This window comes from Aquirufa esocilacus (genome assembly GCF_042715595.1).
GTDB classification, from domain to species: Bacteria; Bacteroidota; Bacteroidia; order Cytophagales; family Spirosomataceae; genus Aquirufa; species Aquirufa esocilacus.
This window is the reverse complement of sequence record NZ_JBBKXX010000001.1, coordinates 533,327-552,809: the sequence shown is the minus strand read 5'-3', so window position 1 is coordinate 552,809 and position 19,483 is coordinate 533,327. Positions and strand designations below refer to the sequence as shown.

Genomic DNA, 19,483 nt, shown 5'->3' with positions numbered 1-19,483 from the left:
CTAAAACTGGCCTGTATGCAATAAAACTAGCGTGCAGGCCTTTTCTACTTCTATTCCCTTATTCTGTAAGGCTTTCTCTAACACCTGATTTTCAGTGCCTGGATTAAATATCACCCGTCTAGGTGATAGGGCGGAAAGATAGTTCAAAAGACCCTCCTGATTCGCAGGACCTACATAAAGTGTAACCGTATCAATTTCTGATAGCTCAGGTTGATCTTGCAGAATAGTCAATCCCAATACTTCCCCTTTCTTAATCCCTACTAGAGAAACCTCGTGTCCATGCTGCAAAAGCAATTCCGTCGCGATATAGGCATATCGACTTGGATTCGTACTCGCACCATAGACTAAGACTTTCATTAGAATAACTTTTCTGCGATAGCGCGCACGCTATCTGATTTACTCATGGTATAGAAATGCAAGGCAGGAACACCGGCTTGGATTAATTCTTTTCCTTGTTGAACTGCCCACTCAATCCCTAATTGCTTGATTGCTGCATTATTCGTGCATTTACGTGCCTCAGAAACAAATTCTGCAGGAATCTCTAAATGGAAAATCTCGGGCAAGATATCTAATTGACGTTCTGTTGCTAAAGGCTTCAAACCTGGAATAATGGGTACATGAATACCCATTTCACGGCATTTTTGAACAAAATCAAAATACTTAGCATTATCAAAAAACATCTGTGTGACGATGTAATCCGCACCCGCATCTACTTTTTGCTTTAAATAGCGCATATCCTCTTCAAAAGAAACCGCATCAATGTGCTTCTCAGGATAACCGGCAACACCGATACAAAAATTCGTGGGTAACGATTCTGTTTCTTCATAAAGTAAAATACCCTGGTTCATCGCCACTACTTGCTCCACTAATTCGTTCGCAAAGGCGTGACCACCAGGCTTAGGAACGAAATGAGTTTCTCCTTTTTCTTGATCTCCCCGCAATAGAAGTGTATTCTCAATCCCTAAATAGTGTAAGTCAATGAGGAAATCCTCCGTTTCTTCTTTGGTAAATCCGCCACAAATCACATGAGGAACCGCTTCGATTTGAAAGCGTTGCATAAGGGAGGCGCAGATACCTAAGGTACCTGGACGCTTGCGGATAGGAATATGCTTAGAAACCCCATCCACGACTTTATCGACATATTCCTCGCGGTGGTACGTCACCTCAATAAAGGGCGGCTTAAATTCCATCAAAGGCTCAATGTGCGACATCAATTCGCCCAAATGTTGGCCTTTCATCGGTGGAATGATCTCGATGGAGAAAAGTGTTTTTCCCGCCGCTTCCTCAAAGTATTTAGTAATCTTAGTCATAATTCAATACAGGGCTTAACCATCTTTCTACGTCGTCTAGAGACATTCCTTTGCGCTTCGCATAATCTGTTACTTGATCTTTGGCAATCTTACCTAAACCAAAATACGTACTCTCTGGATGAGAGAAATAGAATCCAGACACCGCAGAGGCCGGGTACATCGCATAACTCTCTGTTAATTGAATCCCGATTTGCTTCTCCGCATCCAACAATTCAAACAAACGTTTCTTCTCCGTGTGATCTGGACAAGCCGGATAACCAGGTGCCGGACGAATACCGTCGTATTTCTCCGAAATCAAGTCTTCGTTGCTAAGAGTCTCATCAGCCGCATAGCCCCAATATTCTTTACGCACACGTTCGTGTAATAATTCAGCAAAAGCTTCCGCCAAACGATCTGCTAAAGCCTTGACCATAATTGAGTTATAGTCATCGTGCTCTTTTTCGTACTTATCTAAAAGCGCTTCGATACCCAGACCCGTCGTCACTGCAAAGGCACCGATATAATCTGTCTCGCCCGAGTTTAAAGGAGCAATAAAGTCACTTAAACAACGGTTAGGAAGCGTGCTTGCTTTTTGGCCTTGCTGACGCAAATGGTGCAACCACTGGCTCTTATCTGAGGATTCGTCTTTGTGTTGAATCTCGTACGAAACTTGTTTGTGCAATCCGTGCTTCTCGCAAGCCACCTCTAGCGCCTTCTCCACGTAATCGTGTAAGATAATGTCATCTCCAAGCGAGTTGGCCGGGAAAAAACCTAAAGCGGCTTTCGCCTGAAGCGATTTATTAGCTATAATCTCTTTCAATAAAGCCTGGGCATCATCGAATAATTTCTTCGCCTCTTTCCCTACCACTTCGTTATCGAAAATGCGTGGGTATTTACCCGATAATTGCCAAGTCGAGAAGAACGGCGTCCAGTCAATGTATTTCGCAATTTCTTCTAAGGAATAATCCTCGAAATACTTCACGCCTAAGAAAGACGGTTGTTTAGACTTAAATCCAGTCCAATCAATACCACTTGATTTTGCGCGAGCTTGATCGATGGATAAGTAATTTTTCTCTTGCTGACGAGCGGCGTGAGCCGTTCTCAATTCAGCGTATTCCGTTTTAATCTCGTTGAAGATTTCTTGAGAAGTCAATTCACTTTGCAATAAACGACCTGCCACCGGTACAGAACGGGAGGCATCTAATACGTGAATCACGGGTCCTGAATAGTGAGGGTCAATTTTAACCGCCGTATGAATACGGGATGTGGTGGCTCCACCGATCAATAAAGGCACTTTGAAACCAAGACGCTCCATTTCTTTGGCCACATACACCATCTCATCAAGAGACGGCGTAATCAAACCGGATAAACCGATGATATCCACGTTATGCTCCTTCGCCGCAGCCAGGATCTTATCGCAAGGAACCATCACACCAATGTCGATTACCTCGTAATTATTACAAGCCAAAACCACGCCCACAATATTCTTTCCAATATCATGCACATCACCTTTCACCGTCGCCATCAAGATCTTTCCTGCGGACGAACTCTCCCCGCCATCTTTCTCCGCTTCGATATAAGGCAATAAATAGGCCACCGCCTTTTTCATCACACGCGCCGACTTCACGACCTGCGGCAAGAACATTTTTCCTTCACCAAACAAGTCCCCCACCACATTCATTCCATCCATCAGCGGACCTTCGATTACCTGAATCGGACGCTCCACTAATTGACGCGCTTCTTCTACATCTTCATCGATGAATTCCGTCAAACCTTTAATCAAGGCGTGTTCTAAACGCTTGTTTACGGGCTCTTTTCTCCAGGCATCATCGACTACTAATTCTTTCCCGGCTGATTTAACCGTTTCGGCATAAGCCACTAATTTCTCTGTCGATTCCGGATTGCGATTCAATAAAACATCCTCGCACAAATCGCGTAACGTTTTATCAATGTCATCATAAACGCCTAATTGACTGGCATTAACGATACCCATATCCATACCCGCCTTAATCGCGTGGTACAAGAACACGGTATGCATTGCCTCCCGCACTAATTCGTTTCCTCGGAAAGAGAAGGAAATATTTGAAACCCCACCCGAAACTTTCGCGTGTGGCAAGTTTTCTTTAATCCATTTGGTTGCTTTGATGAAATCAACTGCATAATTATTATGCTCCTCGATTCCCGTCGCAACCGTTAAAATATTCGGGTCAAAAATGATATCCTGAGCCGGGAAACCTACTTTATCAACTAAAATATCGTAAGCACGTTGACAAATCTCGATACGACGCTCGTACGAATCTGCTTGACCCGTTTCATCAAAGGCCATCACGACCACCGAGGCTCCGTACATTTTTACTTTGTTTGCGGATTCAATGAATTTCTCCTCCCCCTCTTTCAACGAGATCGAGTTAACCACTGACTTTCCTTGCACGCATTTCAAACCGGCTTCAATTACTTCCCATTTCGAGGAGTCAATCATAATCGGTAAACGAGCGATATCTGGCTCTGCCATCAATAAATTCAGGAATTGAGGCATCATTTTCACGCCGTCAATCATCCCCTCATCCATGTTGATGTCCAAAATCTGCGCACCACCATCTACCTGCTCACGGGCAACCGCAATGGCTTCCTCGAATTTCTCCTCGCGAATTAAACGGGCAAATTTCTTCGAACCCGTCACATTGCAACGCTCCCCTACGTTCACGAAATTGGTTAATTCCGTAATCTCTAAAGGCTCAAGACCCGATAATTTTTGGTTGACATTTTCTTCTGGAATCACATGAGGTTTGTGTTTCGCAGCTACTTCCGCAATCGCTTGAATGTGGGCTGGGGTAGTTCCGCAACATCCTCCAATGATGTTCAAGAAGCCATTTGCTAAGAAATCATCGATGATCACCGCCATTTCAGCTGGAGATTGATCGTATTCACCCATTTCGTTCGGCAAGCCCGCATTCGGGTGAGCAGAAACTAAGAAAGGGGATTTATCGTTCAAAGTCTTCACATAAGGACGCATTAGATCCGCACCTAAAGCGCAGTTTAACCCGACTGAAAGCAAAGGCATGTGGGATACCGAAGTCAAGAATGCTTCCGTTGTTTGGCCTGATAAGGTACGCCCTGAGGCATCTGTAATCGTTCCAGAAACCATCACCGGCAAATAAGGCTTAGATGGATTTTGCTTGAAATATTGATCGATGGCAAACAAAGCTGCCTTCGCATTTAAGGTATCGAAAATGGTTTCAACCAAGAGTAAATCTGCTCCACCATCTACTAAACCTTGAATTTGTTCGGTATAAGCAAAAACTAATTCATCAAATGTTACCGCTCTAAAACCTGGATCATTTACATCTGGAGATAAGGAAAGGGTTCGGTTCGTCGGTCCAATGGATCCAGCTACATAACGCGGTTTAGATGGATTCTGGGCTGTAAATTCATCTGCCACTTCCCGCGCAATCTTCGCTGACTCGAAATTTAATTCGTAAACCAAATCCTCCATGTGGTAATCCGCCATCGCAATGGAAGTTCCGGAAAACGTATTCGTTTCTGCGATATCAGCACCTGCAGTAAAGTATTTCGCGTGAATTTCCTTGATTACATCGGGACGCGTGATCGATAATAAATCATTGTTTCCCTTTACCTCGTGCGGAAAATTCTTAAATCGTTCGCCTCGGTAATCCGCATCCGTTAAATTGTATTGTTGGATCAAAGAACCCATTGCGCCATCAAGCACTAAAATCTTTTCGCGCAATACGTCTTTTATATTCGGTCTCTGCATGTTTTAATCGTATTTTTGGACAGATGTTTATGCCAAAAATCCAGCAAATATACCGCTTTTCAGCCTAAATGAGGCCCATTTTTTGAATTTTTTCTAGATCAGCAGGAGAATCAATTCCCACTGTTTCAAATTGGGTTTCAATAGCTTTAATTTGAATACCATTTTGCACCCAACGCAATTGTTCTAGAGATTCAGCCAGCTCTAATGAAGTAGGTTTCAGGGAACTTAAACTCGGAAGAATATCTGCTCGATAGGCATATAATCCGATGTGTTTAAAAAAAGTATGTTTGTTTAACCAATCCGATGGCTCCACCCCTCTTAAAAAGGGAATGGTTTGACGCGAAAAATAAAGCGCGTTTCCCTCTTCGTCGCGTATTACCTTAGGTGTATTGGTATTAAATAAGGTTTCTACGTCGGTTATTTTTTTTATGAGGGTTAAAATAGGTGCATTAGATGTAAATCCAGCAGCCACTTCTATGAGTTGTTCCGGTTCAATAAAAGGCTCATCCCCTTGAATATTCACCACATAATCGACCGCTTCACCTAATCTACCTAGTACTTCGGCACAGCGATCGGTTCCTGTTAAATGCGTTTCAGCAGTCATCATCACCTCAGCCCCGAAGCCTACGGCCACATCAAAAATTCGTTGATCATCTGTCGCAATCACGATTCGGTCAAAACCCTCCACCGCATTTACACGCTCATAGGTACGTTGAATCATCGGTTTGCCACCTAAATCGACTAGCGGTTTTCCGGGAAAGCGAGTGGATGCGAAACGAGCCGGAATAATGGCGACCACCTTTTTGCCATGCATCATATTAATTACGTATTTTCGATAGAATTTTGCCAAATTTGCACATTATTTCCAAACATTCGACCCTTTGTCATCATTTTTCGAACATTCCTTTACTGAACCGATCTGGAGTATCCGCTTTTGGGGAAAGCCGGAAAAGCCTAAATTGTGGGTAGAGACAAGGGGCCAGCACGAAGCGTTTTGGCATTCCGTTGATTTAGATACGAAAGAAGTGTTTTTGCTGGGAAAAGCCCCAGACGATTATGCCCAATTAAACTTTCAGCAAGGGGCTGAAAACGAGGCTATCTTTATCAAATTACAGCGCTCGAAAAACCCAGGAATAGAGTCCATACAAACCTATTCTTTAACACCGCTAAAATTACTTAATGAAGAAAAAACGCGCCCTATAAATACAGAGAATACCTTTTCTTTTCAAGTACCACAACATTACGAGGAGAGCCAGTCGTATTTCAAAGACTTTCAAACATTCTTTCAACAGCAATTCAATGAAAGCATTGCGAAAGGAATAGATTATTTTGAAGGGGAGGATAAGCTATTATTTTCTTATTATCTTTACGATAACGGCTGGAAAAACTACCTTAGGGTATGCAATTTAGCCTTTGACACGATCCTATTAGAAAAGATCGCAGAAGGAGACTCCATCGGATACCAAACCTTTACGCTACTCAATGAACAATTGATTTTCGTGCAGGATAAACTGAAATTGAAGATTTATGAAAAATTATAAACTAACCCTACTAATCGCTTTTCTGTTTGGATTAAATATAGCGACAAAGGCTACTACACTTGATTCTTTGGGATTAAAAAAGGAAAACAATAAGACTTTCTTACTATTCAAAGTAGGCAATAAGCAATCATTATTCTCCATTCTAAAACGCTACAACCTATCTTTAGCTGAGTTCAAATCAGCCAATACAGCAGTAGAAATTCCAGTGAAAACAGGAGAGATTGTCTACATTCCCCTACACTATTTGGACGAAAGTACCACTGTCCCTAAAGTAGCAGACGAGAAAGCGACAAGTGAAAAAGTGGCAGATGTACCTAAAGAAGCAAAAATGCACGTTGTAGGCCCTAAACAAGGCTTATTATCGGTAGCAAATTTGTATAAAGTTACCATGGCGGAGTTACGCAAATGGAATAATTTAACCACTGACCGTCTTCAAGAGGGGCAGCGATTAGTCGTTTCGGATCCAGCAGAATCCAAATCAACAATAGCCGTCGATAAAACAAATCTATTGCCTGCAAAGAATGAAGTGAAATCAGAAACAGCACCCGCTCCGGTTACAGAGGCTCCAGCGAAAGAAAAAGGTCCTGAGGATATCAAAAAGAAAATTGAAACAGGTATCGCAGAATTAATCGATGTACCAGATAATTCAGGTAAATTTTTGGCCTTGCACCGCACAGCGCCCATTGGAACTTTAGTCTTGGTTAAAAACTTGACAAATAACCAAAGTATTTGGGTAAAGGTCATCGGTCGTTTACCGAATGGGGACAATAAAGTCATCATAAAATTATCCCCTAAGGCATTTGAGAAATTGAATGCTGTGGATAAGCGAGTTAGAGCAGAAATATCATATTTACTACAGTAGAATGACGAAGAGAAAAAGGCCCATTACAGCAGGGCACGTAGTTTTTGAGATATTTTTTATTTTATCCTACCCATTTTTAGCGGTTTTCTCGACGGTGGTAACCGTATTAGTTTGGATATTCTCCATCCCGTCTCGGGTTGTTGCCTTTTTTAGTCGAAAATGATCAACGAAAAAATAGCGGCCATCTTAGAAGAGAAATTCGCTTTTTTCAATCATCCGCGCTTCATTGAACACGATCCTATTCAAATTCCACATTCCTTTAGCTCCTTACAAGACAAAGAAATCATGGGTTTTTGGGTGGCCATACTAGCTTGGGGCCAACGTAAAACTATACTTCAAAATGCGCGAACACTCATCGAACTGATGGATGGAGCACCTTACCAGTTTATTTTGGAGCACCAAGCGTCTGATTTAAAACGCTTTGAAACGTTTAAGCACCGCACCTTTCAGTACCCAGACACCCTCTACTTTATTGATTTATTTCAACGACATTACCAACGTAATAATTCCCTAGAAACTGCGTTCAACAGAGGTTTACAGCCGAATGACTTAACCGTCGAAAACGGATTAAATGGGTTTCATGATTATTTTTTCAATTCAGAATGGGCGCCAGAAAGAACGAAGAAACACATTGCCTCTCCTCAGAAAAATTCAGCCTGCAAGCGCATTAACATGTTTTTGCGCTGGATGGTGAGAAAAGATCAGGCAGGAGTTGATTTTGGACTGTGGACGACCATTAAACCCGATCAATTAGTCTGTCCGTTGGATGTACATTCCATGCGGACAGCTGCTCAATTAGGACTAATGCAGGAGGAGAAAGCGAATTGGAAGACGGCTTTGGCACTAACAGAAACTTTACGCCAGTTAGACCCTGCTGATCCAGTAAAATATGATTTTGCCCTGTATGGAATGGGCATCGAAGACAAAACGCTATGGAAATAAGAAACACAAAAACGGGAAACTCCTTAGTCATTGACCTAAAAGTAGGAGCCAGTTTAACCGAGCTAAATTTAGACGGAATATCCCTGATCGATTTACCAGGAAACTCGACTCATGCTTTGTCCAGTAACCCTTACCATCCCAGCGCCTTATTAACACCTTGGGTAAATCGAGTACGCAATGGAAATTATTCATTTAAAGGAAAAAATTACCAATTACCTATTACCGAACCGGCACTAGGCAACGCCATTCATGGTTTATTAGCTAGAGCGCCATTCACCATTGTTGAAAAATTAGAAAATTCCATTACACTGGAACATGCCTACAATGGAGAAGAACCGAACTATCCTTTCCCCTTTACATTCCGATACTTATACACATTAACAGACGATGGGGCATTAGTAATCACTTTTGAAGCCCAAAACACGGGGTTAACACCCCTGCCATTCGCCTGTGGGTGGCACCCCTATTTCCAATTCCCGGATACAACCGTAGCGGATTTATCCATCAAATTCCATCCGACAAGTCGGTTTATTTCTGATTCTCAGATGATTCCTTTAAAGGAGGAAAATCTTCAAGGAAAAACGGAATTTATTTTCAGTCAAGAAAAAGTAGATCACGTATTTCGATTAGAGCCTATGGCAAATCATATCACCGAGTTTGTCGACAAAAAACACCAGCGGTCGTTATTTTTAGAGCAGTCCTCTATTCAATTTCCATTCCTGGTAGTTTTCCAACCGGAGGGTTATAACTCGGTGGCCATCGAGCCCATGACCGCTAATACGGATGCATTCAATACAGGTGATGGGCTGATCGAATTAGCCCCATCTGAAGCCTTTTCAGGACAGATCCGTTTATCCATAGGAAAATAAACCATTCATTCAGCTTTTTTGTACCTTTGTCACATGAGGTGTTACCCACTTTTTATTTTGCTTCTGATATCTGTGCTGAGCCCCGCATTAGGGGATTCTATGGCTGATTCAACTGCAAATAAATGGAAACAAGTGATGACATCTGGGATTAACTTAAATCAATCTAGTTTCAGTGATAACTGGAAAGGTGGGGGAACAAACACGCTGGCTATAGGCTGGTTTTTGAATCACAATGCGAACGTTTCAAATGAATCATGGCGCTTAAATTCGGATCTAAATTTACAAGTAGGATTTCTCCAAAACCGCACCCAAAGTCTTCGGAAGAATATAGACCGGATCGCCTATGAGTTTAAGGCTGGTTATCGCATTAGCCCCAAATGGGACTTTTATGGATCTACGAACTTCCAGACACAATTTTTCAATGGCTACGATTATGGGAAGAAAAATAAAGCGGGCATCCCTGTCGATTCGTTAATTTCTAGTCTATTCGCACCGGCCTATTTAACCTCTTCCATGGGTCTTGAATACCACCCAGACAAGTCGTTCTATACCCGAATTGGTATCGGTAGTTTACGCCAAACCTTTGTATTCGATCAAGCTATATCTAGAGCGGGTTTATACGGTTTAGAAAAACCAGGGGATAATATACGTAATCAATTCGTATTTCAATACCTAGTGAACATAGATAAGGATGTCTGGGAAAACATCAACGTAAAAGCACGTTATTCAGCCCTGATAGACTATTTTAGATTAACTCTATCAAATAGTATTGTCCATCGCTTAGATGCCAATGTAACCATGAAAGTAAATAAATACGTCAGTACGAATCTTCAGATTGTTCTTTTTCGAGATTATGACCAAGACCCTAATTGGCAATTCTCCCAAGTACTATCCATGGGATTGGTCTACCGTATAGAGAAATAAATCTTTATTTCTTCCGATTCAAATACCGGTCATACAACATTTGTAATATCCCATCTTTCAACCCTAAATCAGGTACTAAAATCGTCTTACAGCCGCCTAACTCCATCGCAGTCAAATAGATAGAAGCAGCCGGCACAATGACATCAGCCCGGTCCGTATTTAAGCGCAATTTGTTTACTCTATCTTCAAACGAAAAAGACCCCACATAAGCCGCCATCTCAAATAAGGCATCAAAAGTCATCGATTTGTCTTCTGTGGCAGGTTTCGACAAATTAAACAATTTGGCTATGTTTCCTCCTGTTCCAATCGCCTCAATTTCACCTGAAATCAATCCTTTTTGCTGCGAAATCCAACTCTTCATCTTCTCCCAATCGCCCTCTTTTTCAGTCCCCTCCAATAGGCGAACCGACCCGATCTTAAAGGATTTAGAAGCTAATTTCTCCCGGTTACGGTAGATATTCAATTCCGTACTTCCTCCACCTACATCTATGTGCAAATAGTTTTTCTTCGGATGCAAGGATTGTACGACCACATCATTGATCAATTCTGCCTCCCGGCTTCCATCAATCAATTGAATCTTCATATCCAAAATCTTGTGAATCCGCGTAATAATCTCCGCTGAATTAGAAGCCTCCCGCATGGCAGAAGTGGCACAAATAGCATAATCCTTTACTTCATGCAAATCCATCAACAACTTGTAGGCATGCAATAATTTAAATATCCGAACTTCTGATTCTGGAGAAATAGCACCATCACTAAATACGTCATGACCTAACCTTAGCGCAAAGCGGACATATTCAATTCGCTTAAAACTGATGACTCCCTCATTTTCTAATACACTAGATATTTGAAGACGAGCGGCATTCGAACCGATATCTATGGCAGCAAATTTCATGATTTGGCAGGTTTATGAAGATAAAATCCATTGCCCTGGGCTTCGTAAGAAATCTCTGTACCCAGCACGAATAACAATTCTCTTCGATCAATAATAACTGGAATATTTTCAATTAAATACTCTTCGTCGTTTTCAGTTTTAGTATCAAATCCTAATACAAAAGTTCCTCCACAGGCACCACCCCGCATTCCTACGCGAAGAAATGGTTCTGGAAAAGAGATTAATCGCAGATTTTCAACTGCGGATTCCGTTAAATAAACAGGTGGATTGATTAACATGTATTAACGTGGATGTCGATGTAAAATTAGCTAATTTTAGACTTGAAAGGTAAATAAAAGAGCGATGACGTATAAAATACTTTGGGCAGACGATGAAATCGATTTATTGAAACCCTATATCTTGTTTTTAGAGGGCAAAGGATATGAAGTTTATACGGTTAATTCCGGGGCTGATGCACTCGAATTAGTAGAAACGCAAAAATTCGACATCTTATTCTTGGATGAAAACATGCCTGGAATGTCTGGCTTAGAGGTCTTATTACAGATCAAAAAGATTCGTCCAAATCTTCCCGTCATCATGATTACTAAGTCTGAAGAGGAGGAATTAATGGAAGATGCGATCGGATCCAAGATCGCAGATTACCTTATCAAACCACTGAATCCTAATCAATTATTACTTTCTGTTAAACGTATTTTCGATAAGAAAAGACTAGAAGAGGGCAAAACAAACATTACCTACCAGCAAGAGTTTTTGGCCTTATCGATGCAATACCAAGATCAATTGAATGCCAAAGAGTGGTCAGACATCTACGAAAAACTCGTGTATTGGGAACTAGAAATCGACACAACGGAGAATAAATCAATGGCGGAGGTTTTAAACAACCAAAAAAATGAGGCAAATGCTCATTTTAGCAAATTCATTGAGAACAATTACGAAGATTGGTTGCAAAGACCTGATGCTGAAACACCCATTTTATCGCATTTAATGCTACGTAAACACGTCTTCCCGAAGATTAATGATAAGAGTCCACTCTATTTCATATTGATTGACAATTTACGGTTTGATCAATGGAAAACGCTAGACAAATACATCCAGGAATACTTCCAATTAGAGTCCGAAAACAAGTATTATTCTATCCTACCTACTACCACGGCTTACGCCCGCAATTCCATTTTTGCGGGGATGATGCCATCTGAGATCGCAAAGAACTACCCTGATAAATGGGTGTATGATTTGGGGGATTCGGAAGACGAAGAGGGCTTTAATAAACACGAAGAGTTTTACTTGCAGGAGCAATTAAAGCGATTGAAAATAAATGCTAAAAGTTCTTATCACAAAATTATTCACCAGTACCAGGGAAAACAATTAGTCGATAATTTCAACCGATTAGCGACAAATGACCTGAATGTCATCGTCTACAATTTCGTAGATATGTTATCGCATGCACGTACAGACATGGCGATGATTAAGGAGTTAGCCCCAGATGAATCAGCTTACCGTAGTTTAACGGCCAGTTGGTTCCAGCATTCTCCCCTATTTGATTTATTAAAAAAGATTGCAGAGAAAAAAGGCCGCGTCATTATCACCACCGATCACGGTATGATACGCGTGCAGAACCCGATTAAAATCGTAGGTGATCGGCATACAAACACGAATTTACGGTATAAACAGGGAAAAAATTTGAATTGGGATGTGGCGAACAAAATGATGGTTTGTCGCAAGCCAGAGAACATTTTCTTGCCTAAGCCAAATGTATCCACCACGTATGTCTTTGCAAAAGAGGATAATTTATTCGCCTATCCGAACAATTATAACCAATACGTAAATCACTATAGAAATACGTTCCAACATGGAGGAATCTCCTTAGAGGAATGCATTATACCAGTCATTTACTATACAGGGAAATAATTACAGACTAGAAACAGGGAATATTTTACCTCCCTCACATTTCAAGATTTGGCCAGAAACTTTAGCCATGGTGTTGTAGTCGTGACTAGCCATGATGATAGCCATACCACTTTGATTCAATTCCTTAAACAATTGCATGATTTCTAAAGAAACCTCTGGATCTAAATGACCCGTGGGCTCATCAGCAAGTAATAAGGTAGGATTATTCAAAATAGCCCGTGCAATACTGATACGTTGTTGTTCACCACCTGAAAGACGGTGAATGCGCTTAGTAATAGCCGTACTCATGCCTACGCGCGCTAAAACCTCTTCAATTTTCAAGCGATTCTCGTCCTTGTTTTTATGACCCGTAGCTTCTAGTACAAAGGACAAATTCTTTTCTACATTGCGATCAGTTAGCAATTGAAAGTCTTGAAAAACAAATCCTAATTTACGACGTAGAAAAGGTACTTCTGAGCGCTTAATCGAATTCAATGAATAACCTGCTACTGAGGCTGTACCCGTTTGAATACCAATTTCAGCATAAATACTGCGAAATAAGGTACTTTTACCACTTCCTGTCTTTCCAATTAAATAATAAAAATCCCCCTCATTAATTGTTAAATTAATGTCTTCTAAGGTATTAACGCCCTCTTGTGAAATTGTTACTTGTTCAAAAGATAATACAGACATAAGAATCGCCTTGGTTAATTAGGAGTTTGCTTTAGCGTGATCCGCCAAAAATTGTGCTAAACCAGAATCTGTTAATGGGTGCTTCAAAAGCGCTAACATAGCAGATAATGGGCCAGTCATCACATCAGCTGCTGCTTCTGCACACTTAATAATGTGCATTGGGTGACGAACAGATGCAGCTAAGATTTGTGTATCAAATTCATAGTTATCGTAGATCAATCGAATTTGCTCAATTAATTCAATACCATCGAATGAGATATCATCTAAGCGACCGATGAAAGGAGAAACGTAGGTTGCACCTGCTTTGGCAGCTAACAAAGCTTGCCCAGCAGAAAAAACTAACGTACAATTCGTTTTAATCCCTCTTTCAGAAAAATATTTCAAGGCCTTGATACCGTCCTTGATCATAGGAATCTTTACTACAATTTTATCGTCCAGCTCAGCCAATTCTTCGCCCTCGCGAATCATACCTTCATAATCTGTCGCAATAACCTCTGCAGAAACATCTCCCTCTACGATATCACAAATCGCTTTGTAATGACGTAAAACATTGTCTTTGCCAGTGATTCCTTCTTTAGCCATTAAGGAGGGGTTCGTAGTAACACCGTCCAAAACACCTAAATCTTGTGCTTCCTTGATTTGAGCTAAATTCGCTGTATCGATAAAAAATTTCATAGGTCAGATTTTAAATAACAAAAAAATGGCAAATTCACCGCTACAACCGACCTACCCTTGCTTCGATCAAGACCTGGGGGATTCAGCGGGAGCTGGTAATTTGCCATGACAAAGATGGCAAAAAAGGAGCTTTTTTCAAAATAAATATCGTTTTTTTAGAATAGCCCCCTTAACTTTAAGTAATGAAAAAATCGATTCTATTTTTATGCCTTTTGTTTACTTGGGCATGTTCTACATCAGGTGAATCCTGGTTAGACGAAGCGAAAGTTCGCTTACAGAAAGGAGAAACCGTATCTGCGAAAGAAGCGCTCCTAAAAGCCATCGAGAAGAACCCCGGCCTAGCTGAGGCCTATAATTTACAGGGCGTTATTCTTTTCCAAGAAAAAAACTACCCAGAGGCAGAAGCGGCTTATCGAAAGGCTATTGAATTAAAACCCTCCTTGTATACTGCTCAATTGAATTTAGGGGCCGTTCTAATGGAACAAGGGGTTTGGGACAAAGCTTTAGCTCCCACAGAAAAAGCCATTGTAGCACAGCCCGATTCGAGTGCTGGATATTTACAAAGGGGGATAATTCAGGCTGCGCTAGCACAACCAGAAAAAGCCAAGAATGATTTTAGCGAGGCCATTAAACGCGCACCAAAAGACATTAACGCCTATTATAACCGAGGGAATATTCTATTTCAAGAGGAAGATTATGCCGGAGCCATGGCTGATTTTGCCAAGGCAGCTGAGATTAACCCTCAATTTGGCAAAGCCTATTATGCGTTAGGTCTTAGCTATATTAAATCAAAGCAAAACGATAAAGCGTGCCTAGCTTTTCAGCAAGCTCAAAAATTAAACTATCCTGGTGCTGCTGAAGCAGTCAAAAACCTATGTAATTAAGATGAAAAACCTACAATTCATACTTGGTGGCATTTTCGCGCTACTCTTTTTATTATTTACTTATTGGCAATTAAACGACCCCGATCCCATTTTATGGGTACCTGTCTATGCGACAGCAGTATATACATCGTTGCAGGCTATGCGGGGGAAAACAAATTCAGAGCTTTTGATTGTCTTATTTTGTCTTTCGTTTTTTGCGGGATTGCAATTGTGGATGGAAATGACGGCTTGGGAAGGTTTCTTGACCGATGGATTGAGTATGAAGACTTACAATCAAGAATTAGCCAGAGAGGCTGTGGGCCTTTGGATTGCCACAGGTTCTTTTGCGCTTTTTTATGGATTAGCTAAACTAAAATAATATGTTGGATCTAGGTTTTGTCTCTGCCATTCTGCCTAATAAAAGCCTTTTTGAGGTATTAGATTACGCACAGCAACAACATTTTTCTTGTGTAGAAGTTATGTGCTGGCCGTCTACCTCTTCGGATTCGCGCAGATATGCGGGTGTTTCACATATTTCAGTAGACCAATTATCGACGGAAGATCTACTAATCTTGAAATCGAAATTAGCCCAACATCCAGTCAAAATATCTGCACTTGGTTATTATCCAAATCCATTGGACCCAGATGAAACACAAGCCACTTTTTACCGCGAACATATCAAGAAAATCATTAAAGCGGCAGCAGTTTTGGGTATTTCACGTGTAAATACGTTTGTAGGTCGTGATTACACGAAAAATGTGGCTTATAATATCGGTCGATTTACGGAGGTTTGGCCAGAAATTATTGCGTTAGCAGATTCGTTACATATCAAAATAGGAATCGAGAACTGTCCCATGTTCTTCACAGATGACGAATGGCCAGGTGGCAAGAATTTGATGACGACGCCTAAGATTTGGGATGAATTATTTACGATTATCCCGTCCGCAAATTTTGGCCTAAATTATGATCCCTCTCATATGGTTTTCCAAATGATGGACTACACCTACCCTATCTATCACTATGCGGAACGGATTCACCACGTACATTTAAAGGATATCAAAGTGTACCCGGAAAAATTGAACCGCGTAGGAATTTTAGCAAATCCACTCGAATACCATTCCCCAAAAATTCCAGGACTAGGCGATATACATTGGGGTAAGTTCATTTCTGCTTTAAACGACGTCCGTTACCGAGGTCCAATCGTAATTGAAGTAGAGGATAAGGCATACGAAGGTTCAGAAGAGGATATCGACAAAGCGATCCGAAGCGCGAGGAATCACATTCAACAATTTTTACCCTAAAAAAAAGGGCTTCATTTCTGAAGCCCTTTTTTAATGCAGCGAAAATCGCTTGATTACTTACTCGGTTTTGCGAAGATGGCCGCATCGATTGTTGGATTAATTTCCACTGATACAGTTTCTACTGTCATCGTTCCACCCATAGGGCCAGGCGTCTCTACTGTATGAGGGAAAGCTAAGCCATTCACCATTTTATAGTTAGAGAAACTAACTTCAGAATCAACCTCTTGGCCATTTGCCTGAACTTTCGACTGAGTCTTCACTACAAAATTAGTTGCAGTAGAAACATATACCTTACTATCTTCACCTGATGGCTTCGTAACAGTTAAAAGATATACATCAGCTCCATCCAATTTCTCTTTAGACACCAACTCAATCTTATAGCCATCTTTTTTCGCCATAGTTAAGATAGATCCTAAAGATGTTTGAGAAGCTGCCATTTTAACCTGATCAGCCGGCATATCCTCAGGCTGACCCGTACCACCCATCATCGCTGGACGATTCATCCAGCCCTTAGAGCCGTCCACCACAGTAATAATCTTATTACCCATCACTTCAACTTCTGTACGAAATGATTTTCCAATTACTAACGATGTTTTACTTTCAATATCCATACCCTGAACATTGAATTTATTTTTTACGATTGCCGTTTTCACAGCAGCCCAGTTATCAGCGCCACCCATGGCAGCTTCGTGCTTAGCTAAAATCTCTTCAGTTGATTGCGCAGACGCCATGGACGCCACTAAAATTCCTGCCACTAGGCAGATTAATTTGATCATTGTTTTCATTATAAGGGGGTTTATTTTTCGAAAGATAGTTAAATTATTGAGCTTTTTTTTGGAATGGAACGCATGACGATAAACCAGCCAATCAAAACTAAAATGGCCGCCATAAAAAACGCAGCACCTGGGAATAAGATAGGTGCCTGCTTGGAAGAAAAATAAGCAAATAAATTAGAGGCTAATAAGGGACCAAAAATGGTGGTGATCGACTGCAAACTAGTTAATCCACCTTGCAATTCACCTTGCTCATCCGGTCCTACTTGCTGTGTAATTAAGCTTTGAAGTGCTGGCCCAGCAATTCCCCCTAAGCCGAAAGGAATCATAAAAGCATACATCATCCAAGACTTCGTCGCGTAGGCGAACATAAAAAATCCGATACTATACAAAAGCAAACCATAAGAAATGGCCCGAATTTCTCCCAGTTTTGGCATTATAATACGCGCCAAACCTCCTTGCACAATGGCCACGATTAAACCCACAAAAGCTAATGAATACCCTACTTGATCAGGTGTCCATTCAAATACCTTCATCGTAAAATAAGACCAAGTGCTAGGATGCACTTGACCAGCTAATTGCAAACAGAAAAAACCTCCGACTAAACCAGCGATTACCGGGTATTTCGTCAAATTTTTTAAGGATCCTAACGGATTAGCCCGTTTGATATCAAAAGGTCTTCTATTCGATTTAGCTAGCGATTCTGGTAAAACAAAATAGCCATATATACCATTAATCAAGGTTAAAAAAGCTGCTGCAAAAAAGGGAATACGGTCTCCATAAGCGGCTAACATCCCACCTACAGCAGGTCCAATAATAAATCCTACACCAAAGGCAGCACCCACTACACCAAAATTCTTTGCTCGGTCTTCTGGCTTAGAAACATCTGCAATATAGGCTTGCGCTGTCGTAAAACTAGCGCCTGTAATCCCTGACATGATACGTCCAATAAATAACCAAACGATATTCGGGGCAAATGCTAACACTAAATAATCAATCGTAAAGCCGAATAGAGAGGCCAAAATCACCGGACGTCGTCCTACTTGATCCGACAATCCACCTAAAACAGGCGAAAACAAGAATTGCATAATGGCATAAGAAGCCATTAACCAACCTGCGTATTGAGAGGCAACAGAAATATCTCCTCCCACAAAACCTTTGATAAGGTTCGGTAAAACGGGGATAATTAAGCCGATTCCGAGAACGTCAATTAAAAGTGTGATAAAGATAAATCCAATTGCAGGATCCTTTTTACTCGCCATTTGAATGTAGATTAGGCTGCAATTTAAGAAAAAGGATACTGAATTTTAGCTTTTAAAAATTCCTTACTCGTTTCTGCACAAGATAAGGGTGTTTTACCGGCATCTGGAACGGCATCTAATTCGACTATGGCGAAGCCTTTGAAGTTGATTTTGTCTAAATTAGCGAATACCTCCTCTAGGTTCACTTTTCCTTGCCCTAATTCTACGAAACGGTAGCGAGGCTCGGTTTGGCGCACATCTTTTACGTGTAGCGAATGTAGCACTTTACGGTATTTAAAAACCGCATCCGCCGGATTCCCTCCACCTTGAAAATAATGAGCTACGTCTAAGAGTAATTTGATTTTAGCTGGATCCATGTGATTAACTAACAATTCTACTTCCTCTTGCGTTTCTCCAAACTGGTCCATATGATTATGGTAAGTAGATTGAATACCTATTTCTTTGGTTTTGGCACCGATTTCGTTCATGACTTCTGCTAAACGAATTAGGTCTTTCTCTTCAGGCTTCACTCCTTTCTTACGCAAGGAATTCGTTAATTGAATAGACGTTCCACCTAAGGCTTTTACGAAAGAAGCGTGCTTGACGTGCTGGGCGATGGATGCCTCTACTTTGGCCGGATCAATCTCCACATTTCCACTCGAAAACATACATAATTGCAAGCCTGATGAATCTAATAAGGCCTTTAAAGCGGCTGGATTATCCTTGTATTTTGCGAAAGAATTAGCGCGTAACTGGATTCCCTTGAAACCAAGGGCTGAAATTTCTTGAATGGCCTGCTCATCTTGCCCATTCCAAGTAATGGCTGAATAACCTAAAGAATAGGATTTTTTCGCTTGCACAAAAGACGGCAGCGTAAGGGCTACTGAAAACAAAGAGGATTTAACGAGAAATTCGCGTCTAGTTGTCATAGGAGGAGGTTTTATTATAAAAGCCTC

The 19,483-nt window shown here is 41.1% G+C and carries 20 protein-coding genes; 9 read left to right on the top strand and 11 right to left on the bottom strand.

Features of this window, described 5'->3' with window-relative positions; all coding sequences use genetic code 11:
• The 4 genes from SKC37_RS02320 to kdsB all read right to left on the bottom strand — a co-directional run bounded on the left by SKC37_RS02320 (nucleotide 1) and on the right by kdsB (nucleotide 5,878).
• Nucleotides 1-357, bottom strand: a complete 357-nt coding sequence (locus SKC37_RS02320) for a CoA-binding protein (RefSeq protein WP_377979921.1) — start codon at nucleotides 355-357, stop codon at nucleotides 1-3.
• The gene (metF, locus tag SKC37_RS02315) at nucleotides 357-1,310 is read right to left on the bottom strand and encodes a methylenetetrahydrofolate reductase [NAD(P)H] (protein WP_377979920.1); all 954 of its coding nucleotides are present in this window, start codon (nucleotides 1,308-1,310) and stop codon (nucleotides 357-359) included. The genes SKC37_RS02320 and metF overlap by 1 nt, the downstream gene beginning before the upstream one ends.
• On the bottom strand, nucleotides 1,303-5,061 hold the full coding sequence (gene metH, locus SKC37_RS02310; RefSeq protein WP_377979919.1) for a methionine synthase: 3,759 nt from the start codon (nucleotides 5,059-5,061) through the stop codon (nucleotides 1,303-1,305). The genes metF and metH overlap by 8 nt, the downstream gene beginning before the upstream one ends.
• A 64-nt stretch (nucleotides 5,062-5,125) precedes the next feature.
• Nucleotides 5,126-5,878, bottom strand: coding sequence for a 3-deoxy-manno-octulosonate cytidylyltransferase (kdsB, locus tag SKC37_RS02305; RefSeq protein WP_377979918.1), 753 nt, complete (start codon nucleotides 5,876-5,878; stop codon nucleotides 5,126-5,128).
• A gap of 64 nt (nucleotides 5,879-5,942) precedes the next feature.
• Here kdsB and SKC37_RS02300 point away from each other — a divergent pair, with 64 nt between their 5' ends.
• The 5 genes from SKC37_RS02300 (at nucleotide 5,943) to SKC37_RS02280 (ending at nucleotide 10,199) form a co-directional block, all read left to right on the top strand.
• A complete protein-coding gene (locus tag SKC37_RS02300) occupies nucleotides 5,943-6,602 on the top strand; it encodes a hypothetical protein (RefSeq protein ID WP_377979917.1) in 660 nt (219 codons plus the stop codon).
• Nucleotides 6,589-7,464 (top strand): LysM peptidoglycan-binding domain-containing protein, encoded by an 876-nt coding sequence (locus SKC37_RS02295; protein WP_377979916.1) that lies wholly within the window; start codon nucleotides 6,589-6,591, stop codon nucleotides 7,462-7,464. Before SKC37_RS02300 ends, SKC37_RS02295 begins: the two co-directional genes overlap by 14 nt.
• A 159-nt stretch (nucleotides 7,465-7,623) precedes the next feature.
• A complete protein-coding gene (locus SKC37_RS02290) occupies nucleotides 7,624-8,406 on the top strand; it encodes a TIGR02757 family protein (protein ID WP_377979915.1) in 783 nt (260 codons plus the stop codon).
• Nucleotides 8,397-9,275, top strand: coding sequence for an aldose 1-epimerase (locus tag SKC37_RS02285; protein ID WP_377979914.1), 879 nt, complete (start codon nucleotides 8,397-8,399; stop codon nucleotides 9,273-9,275). Before SKC37_RS02290 ends, SKC37_RS02285 begins: the two co-directional genes overlap by 10 nt.
• 99 nt (nucleotides 9,276-9,374) lie before the next feature.
• A complete protein-coding gene (locus SKC37_RS02280) occupies nucleotides 9,375-10,199 on the top strand; it encodes a DUF3078 domain-containing protein (protein WP_377979913.1) in 825 nt (274 codons plus the stop codon).
• Nucleotides 10,200-10,203: 4 nt separating this feature from the next.
• Here the strand turns inward: SKC37_RS02280 and SKC37_RS02275 are convergent, their stop codons facing one another.
• Together SKC37_RS02275 and SKC37_RS02270 are read right to left on the bottom strand one after the other, a co-directional pair.
• Entirely contained in the window at nucleotides 10,204-11,094 is an 891-nt protein-coding gene (locus SKC37_RS02275; RefSeq protein WP_377979912.1) for a Ppx/GppA phosphatase family protein, read from the bottom strand.
• The gene (locus tag SKC37_RS02270; protein WP_377979911.1) at nucleotides 11,091-11,372 is read right to left on the bottom strand and encodes an iron-sulfur cluster assembly accessory protein; all 282 of its coding nucleotides are present in this window, start codon (nucleotides 11,370-11,372) and stop codon (nucleotides 11,091-11,093) included. The genes SKC37_RS02275 and SKC37_RS02270 overlap by 4 nt, the downstream gene beginning before the upstream one ends.
• Nucleotides 11,373-11,436: 64 nt before the next feature.
• Between SKC37_RS02270 and porX the strand changes: the two genes are divergently transcribed.
• Nucleotides 11,437-13,002 (top strand): T9SS response regulator signal transducer PorX, encoded by a 1,566-nt coding sequence (porX, locus tag SKC37_RS02265; RefSeq protein ID WP_377979910.1) that lies wholly within the window; start codon nucleotides 11,437-11,439, stop codon nucleotides 13,000-13,002.
• On the opposite strand, the gene SKC37_RS02260 is transcribed toward porX, so the two are convergent.
• Together SKC37_RS02260 and fsa are read right to left on the bottom strand one after the other, a co-directional pair.
• Nucleotides 13,003-13,674 carry a cell division ATP-binding protein FtsE gene (locus SKC37_RS02260; RefSeq protein WP_377979909.1) on the bottom strand — a complete coding sequence of 224 codons (672 nt, stop codon included), beginning with the start codon at nucleotides 13,672-13,674 and terminating at the stop codon, nucleotides 13,003-13,005.
• 18 nt (nucleotides 13,675-13,692) lie between these two features.
• Nucleotides 13,693-14,349, bottom strand: coding sequence for a fructose-6-phosphate aldolase (gene fsa, locus SKC37_RS02255; RefSeq protein ID WP_377979908.1), 657 nt, complete (start codon nucleotides 14,347-14,349; stop codon nucleotides 13,693-13,695).
• Nucleotides 14,350-14,531: 182 nt separating this feature from the next.
• On the opposite strand from fsa, the gene SKC37_RS02250 reads away from it, so the two are divergent.
• The 3 genes from SKC37_RS02250 to SKC37_RS02240 are packed head-to-tail and all read left to right on the top strand — an operon-like array spanning nucleotide 14,532 to nucleotide 16,513.
• Complete coding sequence (locus tag SKC37_RS02250) at nucleotides 14,532-15,233, top strand: tetratricopeptide repeat protein (RefSeq protein WP_377979907.1); 702 nt, start codon at nucleotides 14,532-14,534, stop codon at nucleotides 15,231-15,233.
• Nucleotide 15,234: 1 nt separating this feature from the next.
• The gene (locus SKC37_RS02245) at nucleotides 15,235-15,591 is read left to right on the top strand and encodes a transmembrane 220 family protein (RefSeq protein ID WP_377979906.1); all 357 of its coding nucleotides are present in this window, start codon (nucleotides 15,235-15,237) and stop codon (nucleotides 15,589-15,591) included.
• A 1-nt stretch (nucleotide 15,592) separates the two neighbouring features.
• On the top strand, nucleotides 15,593-16,513 hold the full coding sequence (locus SKC37_RS02240; RefSeq protein WP_377979905.1) for a sugar phosphate isomerase/epimerase family protein: 921 nt from the start codon (nucleotides 15,593-15,595) through the stop codon (nucleotides 16,511-16,513).
• A 53-nt stretch (nucleotides 16,514-16,566) separates the two neighbouring features.
• Here the strand turns inward: SKC37_RS02240 and SKC37_RS02235 are convergent, their stop codons facing one another.
• The 3 genes from SKC37_RS02235 to SKC37_RS02225 are packed head-to-tail and all read right to left on the bottom strand — an operon-like array spanning nucleotide 16,567 to nucleotide 19,456.
• Entirely contained in the window at nucleotides 16,567-17,298 is a 732-nt protein-coding gene (locus SKC37_RS02235; protein ID WP_377979904.1) for a LolA family protein, read from the bottom strand.
• Nucleotides 17,299-17,327: 29 nt separating this feature from the next.
• Complete coding sequence (locus SKC37_RS02230) at nucleotides 17,328-18,548, bottom strand: TCR/Tet family MFS transporter (RefSeq protein ID WP_377979903.1); 1,221 nt, start codon at nucleotides 18,546-18,548, stop codon at nucleotides 17,328-17,330.
• A gap of 23 nt (nucleotides 18,549-18,571) precedes the next feature.
• The gene (locus SKC37_RS02225; protein ID WP_377979902.1) at nucleotides 18,572-19,456 is read right to left on the bottom strand and encodes a sugar phosphate isomerase/epimerase family protein; all 885 of its coding nucleotides are present in this window, start codon (nucleotides 19,454-19,456) and stop codon (nucleotides 18,572-18,574) included.
• Between the last annotated feature and the right edge of the window lie 27 nt (nucleotides 19,457-19,483).

What these genes read in the sequence shown, in the direction of transcription:
- SKC37_RS02320 (WP_377979921.1), bottom strand. Translation starts at nt 357, where the DNA reads ATGAAAGTCTTAGTCTATGGTGCGAGTACGAATCCAAGTCGATATGCC.
- metF (WP_377979920.1), bottom strand. Translation starts at nt 1,310, where the DNA reads ATGACTAAGATTACTAAATACTTTGAGGAAGCGGCGGGAAAAACACTT.
- metH (WP_377979919.1), bottom strand. Translation starts at nt 5,061, where the DNA reads ATGCAGAGACCGAATATAAAAGACGTATTGCGCGAAAAGATTTTAGTG.
- kdsB (WP_377979918.1), bottom strand. Translation starts at nt 5,878, where the DNA reads ATGATGCATGGCAAAAAGGTGGTCGCCATTATTCCGGCTCGTTTCGCA.
- SKC37_RS02295 (WP_377979916.1), top strand. Translation starts at nt 6,589, where the DNA reads ATGAAAAATTATAAACTAACCCTACTAATCGCTTTTCTGTTTGGATTA.
- SKC37_RS02290 (WP_377979915.1), top strand. Translation starts at nt 7,624, where the DNA reads ATGATCAACGAAAAAATAGCGGCCATCTTAGAAGAGAAATTCGCTTTT.
- SKC37_RS02285 (WP_377979914.1), top strand. Translation starts at nt 8,397, where the DNA reads ATGGAAATAAGAAACACAAAAACGGGAAACTCCTTAGTCATTGACCTA.
- SKC37_RS02280 (WP_377979913.1), top strand. Translation starts at nt 9,375, where the DNA reads ATGGCTGATTCAACTGCAAATAAATGGAAACAAGTGATGACATCTGGG.
- SKC37_RS02275 (WP_377979912.1), bottom strand. Translation starts at nt 11,094, where the DNA reads ATGAAATTTGCTGCCATAGATATCGGTTCGAATGCCGCTCGTCTTCAA.
- SKC37_RS02270 (WP_377979911.1), bottom strand. Translation starts at nt 11,372, where the DNA reads ATGTTAATCAATCCACCTGTTTATTTAACGGAATCCGCAGTTGAAAAT.
- porX (WP_377979910.1), top strand. Translation starts at nt 11,437, where the DNA reads ATGACGTATAAAATACTTTGGGCAGACGATGAAATCGATTTATTGAAA.
- SKC37_RS02260 (WP_377979909.1), bottom strand. Translation starts at nt 13,674, where the DNA reads ATGTCTGTATTATCTTTTGAACAAGTAACAATTTCACAAGAGGGCGTT.
- fsa (WP_377979908.1), bottom strand. Translation starts at nt 14,349, where the DNA reads ATGAAATTTTTTATCGATACAGCGAATTTAGCTCAAATCAAGGAAGCA.
- SKC37_RS02250 (WP_377979907.1), top strand. Translation starts at nt 14,532, where the DNA reads ATGAAAAAATCGATTCTATTTTTATGCCTTTTGTTTACTTGGGCATGT.
- SKC37_RS02245 (WP_377979906.1), top strand. Translation starts at nt 15,235, where the DNA reads ATGAAAAACCTACAATTCATACTTGGTGGCATTTTCGCGCTACTCTTT.
- SKC37_RS02240 (WP_377979905.1), top strand. Translation starts at nt 15,593, where the DNA reads ATGTTGGATCTAGGTTTTGTCTCTGCCATTCTGCCTAATAAAAGCCTT.
- SKC37_RS02235 (WP_377979904.1), bottom strand. Translation starts at nt 17,298, where the DNA reads ATGAAAACAATGATCAAATTAATCTGCCTAGTGGCAGGAATTTTAGTG.
- SKC37_RS02230 (WP_377979903.1), bottom strand. Translation starts at nt 18,548, where the DNA reads ATGGCGAGTAAAAAGGATCCTGCAATTGGATTTATCTTTATCACACTT.
- SKC37_RS02225 (WP_377979902.1), bottom strand. Translation starts at nt 19,456, where the DNA reads ATGACAACTAGACGCGAATTTCTCGTTAAATCCTCTTTGTTTTCAGTA.